At 66.3% G+C, this 6222-nt stretch carries 8 protein-coding genes; 4 read left to right on the forward strand and 4 right to left on the reverse strand.

The features are described 5' to 3' along the window. Positions 1-154 precede the first annotated feature (154 nt). Both Q7V45_RS05275 and Q7V45_RS05280 read left to right on the forward strand, forming a co-directional pair. Complete coding sequence (locus tag Q7V45_RS05275; protein ID WP_304848118.1) at positions 155-814, forward strand: dienelactone hydrolase family protein; 660 nt, start codon at positions 155-157, stop codon at positions 812-814. A gap of 162 nt (positions 815-976) precedes the next feature. After that, positions 977-2338, forward strand: a complete 1362-nt coding sequence (locus tag Q7V45_RS05280) for an MFS transporter (RefSeq protein WP_304848121.1) — start codon at positions 977-979, stop codon at positions 2336-2338. Positions 2339-2342: 4 nt separating this feature from the next. On the opposite strand, the gene Q7V45_RS05285 is transcribed toward Q7V45_RS05280, so the two are convergent. The 3 genes from Q7V45_RS05285 to Q7V45_RS05295 form a co-directional block, all read right to left on the reverse strand. Then, positions 2343-2642, reverse strand: coding sequence for a DNA-binding transcriptional regulator (locus tag Q7V45_RS05285; RefSeq protein WP_304848124.1), 300 nt, complete (start codon positions 2640-2642; stop codon positions 2343-2345). Then, positions 2639-2989, reverse strand: a complete 351-nt coding sequence (locus Q7V45_RS05290) for an addiction module toxin RelE (protein WP_304848127.1) — start codon at positions 2987-2989, stop codon at positions 2639-2641. Before Q7V45_RS05290 ends, Q7V45_RS05285 begins: the two co-directional genes overlap by 4 nt. Before the next feature lie 69 nt (positions 2990-3058). Continuing rightward, entirely contained in the window at positions 3059-4018 is a 960-nt protein-coding gene (locus tag Q7V45_RS05295) for a tripartite tricarboxylate transporter substrate binding protein (protein ID WP_304848130.1), read from the reverse strand. A 94-nt stretch (positions 4019-4112) separates the two neighbouring features. Between Q7V45_RS05295 and Q7V45_RS05300 the strand changes: the two genes are divergently transcribed. Next, the gene (locus Q7V45_RS05300) at positions 4113-4523 is read left to right on the forward strand and encodes a DUF1801 domain-containing protein (protein WP_304848133.1); all 411 of its coding nucleotides are present in this window, start codon (positions 4113-4115) and stop codon (positions 4521-4523) included. Here Q7V45_RS05300 and Q7V45_RS05305 read toward each other — a convergent pair. After that, a complete protein-coding gene (locus Q7V45_RS05305) occupies positions 4505-4957 on the reverse strand; it encodes a nucleoside deaminase (RefSeq protein WP_304848136.1) in 453 nt (150 codons plus the stop codon). The genes Q7V45_RS05300 and Q7V45_RS05305 overlap by 19 nt on opposite strands. A gap of 108 nt (positions 4958-5065) precedes the next feature. Here Q7V45_RS05305 and Q7V45_RS05310 point away from each other — a divergent pair, with 108 nt between their 5' ends. Continuing rightward, the gene (locus tag Q7V45_RS05310) at positions 5066-5908 is read left to right on the forward strand and encodes an SDR family NAD(P)-dependent oxidoreductase (protein ID WP_304848139.1); all 843 of its coding nucleotides are present in this window, start codon (positions 5066-5068) and stop codon (positions 5906-5908) included. Positions 5909-6222: the final 314 nt, after the last annotated feature.

Raw genomic sequence — 6222 nt, forward strand, 5'->3', positions numbered from 1 at the left:
GCAACCCCCTCACCCAGCCTCTCCCCCTATCGGGGGAGAGGAGTTTGAGTTTCATGTTCCTCTCCCCCGATAGGGGGAGAGGCTAGGTGAGGGGGTGACGAGGGCTGTTCGAGCCGGCATGGTTTCGCCGGGAAATTTCGAAGAGGACAATCACATGGGCAGTCTGATCGACTTCAAGCGTCCCGACGGATCGACCTGCAAGGGCTACCTGGCCGAGGCCGGGAAGGGCAAGCCGGGGATCGTCGTGATCCAGGAATGGTGGGGCCTCAACGACCAGATCTGCGGCGTCGCCGATCGCTTCGCGCGCCAGGGCTACAACGCGCTGGCGCCCGACCTCTACAAGGGCCGCGTGACCCAGAAGCCGGACGAGGCGAACCACATGATGAGCGGCCTCGACTTCGTCGGCGCCTCCGACCAGGACATCGCCGGTGCGGTGCAGCACCTCGCCGGAATGGGTGGGAAGGTCGGCGTGATGGGCTTCTGCATGGGCGGCGCGCTGACCATCGCGGCCTGCGCCCGCGTCGGCGGCATTTCCTGCGGCGTGCCCTTCTACGGCATCCCGCCAGGCCAGCTCGCCGACCCGGCGAAGATCACTGTGCCGCTGCAGGGCCACTTCGCCAACAAGGACGACTGGTGCACGCCGGCGGCCGTCGACGGGCTCGAGAAGACGATGAAGGGCGCGGGCCAGAGCCCCGAGATCTTCCGCTACGACGCCGCGCATGCCTTCGCCAGCGAGCGCAGCGAGGCCTATGACGTGAAGTCGGCCAACGCGGCGTGGGAGAGGATGCTCGAATTCCTGAAGAAGCACCTCTGAGCGACACCGAACTTTGACATCTTCCCCCGTCGTCCTGAGCGGAGCGCCAACGGCGCGTAGTCGAAGGACCTCTTTTCCCTTCGAGTCGTCGTGCGTCGGAAGAAAGGTCCTTCGACTGCGTCGCCCTTCGGGCGACTTCGCTCAGGACGACGGCGCTTGTCGATGACGGTCCGTCCCGCCTTCGGCCTTGCGATCGTCGGGCTGGGCGCGTCGCTCGCCCCGCTCGACATCGCCGTCAACGTGGCGCTGCCGGCGATCACGGCCCATTTCAAGGTGGCACTGGGCGACGCGCAGTGGCTCGTGATCTGCTACGTGCTGGTCTACGGCTCGCTGATGCTGGTCTGCGGCAAGCTGGGCGACCTGTTCGGGCACCGGCTGATCTTCCGCATCGGCCTCGCGATCTCCGCCCTCGGCTGCGCGGCCTGCGCCGCGGCGCCGGACTGGCCGCTGTTCCTGTGGGCGCGCGGGGTCCAGGGCGTCGGCACGGCCTTGGCCCTGTCCTGTACGCCGGCGCTGGCCACCTCGCTGTTTCCCGAGAGCGACCGCACCAAGGCGCTGGCGGGCTTCGCCAGTACCATGGCCATTGCGGCCGCCATCGGCCCGTTCCTGGGCGGCGCGCTGGTCGAACTGTGGGGCTGGCCCGCTGTCTATTGGGTCCGCGTGCCGCTCGCGCTCGTTACGCTCGCTTTGTCCGGACTGCTGCCCTCGCCCAAGCCTGATTCACGGCCCTTCGATGCGCTGGGGGCGGTGCTGCTGGCGGCCTGCATGAGCACGCTGCTCCTGTCGCTCACCTTCTCGCAGCGCAAGGAGATCCCGGGCCCGTGGGCGCTGGCGATGGCCCTCGTCGCGCTGGCCCTGATCGTGGCTTATGTCCGCCGCGCCAACCGGGTGCCGGAGCCGATCATCCGGCCGTCGCTCTTCGCCGATCCGCGCTTCACGATCCCCAACGTGCTCAATGCGCTCGCCAACCTCGCGGGCTTCGCCATCCTGCTGCTGACGCCCTACTACCTCGTGAACGTGCTGAAGCTGACGCCGCTGGGCGTTGGCATCGTGCTGGCGATGGCCTATGGCGGCAGCCTGATGGGAGCGCCGCTCTCGGCCTTCCTGGTGCGCCGCATCGGTCAGCGGCCGACGGTGTTCGCGGGCATCGCCGGCGTCGGCCTCGGCCTGCTGCCGCTGGGCTTCACCGGGATCGACACGCCGGTGCTCGTCGTGGCGGCGCTGCTGGTGCTGGAGGGGATGGGGCAGGGCCTGCTGACGGTCGCCTACACCGACATCGTCACGACCACCCTGCCGGCGCGCGACCGCGGCGTCGCCGGAAGCCTTTCTCTGCTGACCCGCACGATCGGCATCGTCGCCGGCGCCTCGGTGCTGACGGCATTGCAGGCATATGGAGCGCAGGGCTTCATGAACATGGGCGGCTTCCTCGCGGGCTACCGCTTCGCCTTCGTGGCGGCGGGTGGCGGGCTGATCGCGGTACTGCTCCTGTCGCTCCTGTGGCCGAGAGCGTGGTCGAAGGAATGAGCGGCTAGGCGGCCTTCGACAGGGTGCGCTCGACGATGCGGGGATCGCGTTCCAGAAGCGCCAGCAGGACCTTTGCCGGCCCATCAGGCTTGCGTCGGCCCTGTTCCCAGTTGCGCAGTGTGCCGACCGAAACTCCGATGCATTGCGCAAAGGCTTCCTGGGACAGCTTCGTCCGGGCCCGTATGGCCGCGACGTCGGTGCGTTGAACCACCTGGACGCGCGTTCCCGTCGTCGGCCGGCCGCGGGCATAGGCGCGCGCCTGATCCACGCTCTTCAGGAGGAGATCGAAGTCCTTCTTCTTCATTTTCCATCTCCAAAGTCTTTCAGGAGGATCTCAGATACGGCGATCAGGCGCCGGCGCTGCTCGTTGGTCAGATCGGCGGCGGTATTCTTGGCATAAACCATAAGGAGGACCGCCGGATATCCCTCCGAATGGAACCAGTAGATCAGGCGACCTCCGGCTCTCTTGCCGCGGCCTTGAAGGGCAATGCGCATCTTGCGCAGGCCTTTCGTGCCTTTGATCAGCACGCCCATCATCGGGGCACCTGCCACGGCATCGACGATAGCGGCTCGCTCTGCCTCGTCCAGCAGCTTGGCGGCCTGAGCGATGTAGAGTTCGGTTTCGACGACAGCCAGGAGCGAAGTCATCATGGCAAATGTACGCCATTGGCGTATATGCGTCAATGGCGTATGCTGCCCTTCTTTGCGCGACCACAGCCCTCAGGGCAGCTTGATATCGCCCTTCTTGATGATCGCCCCGAACATCGCGCTCTCGGCGCCGATCTGTGTCCTGAAATCCGCGGGGTTGAGATAGGTCACGCGCATGCCGCCATTGTGGACCTTGGTCATGATGTCGGGCGCGCGCAGGGCGTCGGCGATCGCCTTGTCGAGGCGCGCGATCGCCTCGGGCGAGGTGCCCGCAGGGGCGAGGATGCCGAACCAGGAATCGCCGCCTTCCTTGCCGTAGCCAGTCTCCTGCAGGGTCGGGACGTCCGGGAAATCCGGGTGGCGCACTTCGGCCAGCATCGCGAGGGCGCGCAGCTTGCCCGCCTTGATGTGCGGCAGGGTGGTCTGGTCGAATTGTGCCTGGATCTCGCCGGCCAGCAGCGCGTTGGTCGCGGGCGCGCTGCCACGATAGGGCACGTGCGTCATCCGTATACCGGCTTCGAGGCAGAGCATCTCGCCGAACAGGTGGGTGATGGTGGCGAGGCCGGCCGACCCGTAGTTCAGCTTGCCCGGATTGGCGTTCGCATAGGCCACGAATTCCGCGACCGTGTTGGCCGGCACCGACGGATGGACGGCGAAGGCGCCCCACGAGGTCGTCATGCGCGACACCGGGACGATGTCGCGATCGGGGTCGAACGGGATCGGCTGCAGGTGTCGCGTGATGCAGACCATCGCCGTCGTCGTCGTGAGGAAGGTGTGGTGGTCGACCGGCTGGTTCTTCACGAACTCGGCGCCGATCATGCCCGAGGCGCCGGCCTTGTTGTCGAACAGCACGCCCTGGCCGAGGAGCTGGGCGGCGCGCTCCATGACGATGCGGCTCGAAACGTCCGACGGGCCGCCGGGCGGATAGGGGATGACGAGGCGGAGCGGCTTGGCGGGCCAGGGCGCCTGGGCGATCGCGGGCGACGCGAGCGCGGTTGCAAGGGCCGAGGCGGTGAACGCACGACGACGCATGGACGCTCCTCCGTGTTTTCTTGTTGCCCGCAGCCTCCCACGCGGGCGCCGGTTCGGCCAGCCCGCCGCGCGAGCTTCGTGGTAGGCTCTCGCCATGAAACGGTTTGCCGATCCCAGGGTGGCCGCAACGTTCAAGGCCTATCCGCCGGATGTACGCGCCCGGCTGATGGCGCTGCGCGAGACCATCTTCGAAGTCGCGGCGGCGACGCCCGATGTCGGCACGCTGACGGAGACCCTGAAATGGGGCCAGCCAAGCTATCTCACCGAAGAGACGGGCAGCGGCACCACCGTGCGTATCGACCGTTTGAAGGGCGACAGCGGCGGCCACGCCGTCTACTTCCACTGCCGGAGCGGGCTGGTCGGCCAGTTCCGCGAGCTCTATCCAGACACCTTCGCGTATGACGGCAAGCGGGCTATCAGGTTCGGGCCCGGCGACCGGCCGCCCTTAGGCGCGCTAAAGCACTGCCTGGCCCTCGCGCTCACCCATCACTTGCGCGCGAAGTAGCGGCTGCGCAGAGAGAGGCACTCCTCCTCGAGGATGCCGGTCGTGAACTTGATATCGGCGCCCACGAACTCGGCAAACGTCTCGACGGAGTAGCGGCCGAAGTTGCGTCCCACCGTCTTGAAGCGAAGGCCCAGCACCCAGTGGCCGACCTTGGCGTTCAGCAAGGCGCCGGCGCACATCGGGCAAGGCTCTACCGTTGTGTAGAGCGTCGTGCCCGACAGGTCGTCCGTGCCGAGCGTGCGGCATGCATCGGCAATGGCGTCGGTCTCCGCATGGATCAGCGAGTTGCCCGTGTGGATGCGGTTGCGTCCGCGGCCGACGATTTCGCCGTCCCGCACGATCACCGCGCCAACGCCCATGTCGCCTTCCCTGTCCGCGACGGCGGCGAGGTCGAGGGCCTGTCGCATCATGGTCTCGTGATGGTTCGTGTCCATGGCCCCGATCATGGACGGGGCGTGTCGCATCGTCACCATGATTCCAGACCGGCCGTTCGTGCTAGGCTCGACCTCAATCCTTCCCTCCCCGGAAGACGGGAGAGGAAGATGAAGCGGGAGCGGAGCGGCATGTCGGGAAAACTGAAAGACACGGTGGCGATCGTCGTCGGGGCGGGCTCGAGCGGACCCGGCTGGGGCAACGGCAAGTGCACGGCGATCACCTTCGCGCGCGAGGGCGCCCGGGTGTTTTGCGTCGACCTGAAGCGGGCCGCCGCCGAGGAGACGGTGGGTCTGATCGAGAAGGAGGTCGGTCCCGGCGTTGCCGTCGCCTACGAGGCCAACGCCTCGAACAATGCCGACGTGAAGGCGATGGTCGACGCCTGCATGGCGAAGTGGGGCCGGGTCGACATTCTCGACAACAATGTCGGCATCGGCTCGCAGGGTGGGCCGGTCGAGTTGAGCGAGGACGAGTGGCATCGCGTGTTCGACGTCAACGTGAAGAGCTTCTTCCTCACGGCCAAGCATGTGCTGCCGATCATGGAGAAGCAGGGCAAGGGCGCGATCGTGAACGTGAGCTCGATCGCCTCGATCCGCAGCCCCAAGGGGATTTCGTACCTGGCCTACAATGCCAGCAAGGGCGCGGTGAACTCGCTCACCATGGCGATCGCCTCGCAATATGCGGAGAAGGGCATCCGCTGCAACGCGATCCTGCCCGGCCTGATGCACACGCCGATGATCGACTTCCTGGCCGAGCAGTATGCCAAAAGCGAGAAGGACCATAACCAGGCCTACGAGAAGATGATCGAGATCCGCGACCGCGCCTCGCCGACCGGCAAGATGGGCACCGGCTGGGACACGGCCAATGCGGCGCTGTTCCTGGCTTCCGATCAATCGTCTTACGTGAACGGCCACCTGCTGGTGGTCGACGGCGGCATCACGGTGCGGGCCTAGAGCGTCGGGATTTCTAGGGGCCCCCGTTCTGATTGGGGGCTATCGCATGTGAGCTGAAGCGCCGTTGCCGTTCACTTTTCAAGAAAGTGAAAGGTCCCTCACTGCGTTCGGGATGACAATTTTTCCGGGATTGGCGCCGTGCGTCGATGCAGAAAACGCTGTCATCCCGAGCGCAGCGAGGGTGTGGATTCAAGTTTGAAGTGCAACAGTTGAGCGATGAATACCTCGGCCGGGGTCTTGAACCCAAGGCATTTGCGCGGGGTGTTGTTGTAGGCGGCGATGCAGGCGTGGAGAGCCTCGTCGTCGAGTGTGTT

The sequence above is a fragment of the Reyranella sp. genome (genome assembly GCF_030651995.1).
GTDB lineage: Bacteria > Pseudomonadota > Alphaproteobacteria > Reyranellales > Reyranellaceae > Reyranella.

Excerpts from the sequence above, each read along its gene's own strand:
- Q7V45_RS05290 (WP_304848127.1), bottom strand. The coding sequence starts at position 2,989 with ATGATGACTTCGCTCCTGGCTGTCGTCGAAACCGAACTCTACATCGCT.
- Q7V45_RS05285 (WP_304848124.1), bottom strand. The coding sequence starts at position 2,642 with ATGAAGAAGAAGGACTTCGATCTCCTCCTGAAGAGCGTGGATCAGGCG.
- Q7V45_RS05280 (WP_304848121.1), top strand. The coding sequence starts at position 977 with ATGACGGTCCGTCCCGCCTTCGGCCTTGCGATCGTCGGGCTGGGCGCG.
- Q7V45_RS05305 (WP_304848136.1), bottom strand. The coding sequence starts at position 4,957 with ATGGACACGAACCATCACGAGACCATGATGCGACAGGCCCTCGACCTC.
- Q7V45_RS05295 (WP_304848130.1), bottom strand. The coding sequence starts at position 4,018 with ATGCGTCGTCGTGCGTTCACCGCCTCGGCCCTTGCAACCGCGCTCGCG.
- Q7V45_RS05300 (WP_304848133.1), top strand. The coding sequence starts at position 4,113 with ATGAAACGGTTTGCCGATCCCAGGGTGGCCGCAACGTTCAAGGCCTAT.
- Q7V45_RS05310 (WP_304848139.1), top strand. The coding sequence starts at position 5,066 with ATGAAGCGGGAGCGGAGCGGCATGTCGGGAAAACTGAAAGACACGGTG.
- Q7V45_RS05275 (WP_304848118.1), top strand. The coding sequence starts at position 155 with ATGGGCAGTCTGATCGACTTCAAGCGTCCCGACGGATCGACCTGCAAG.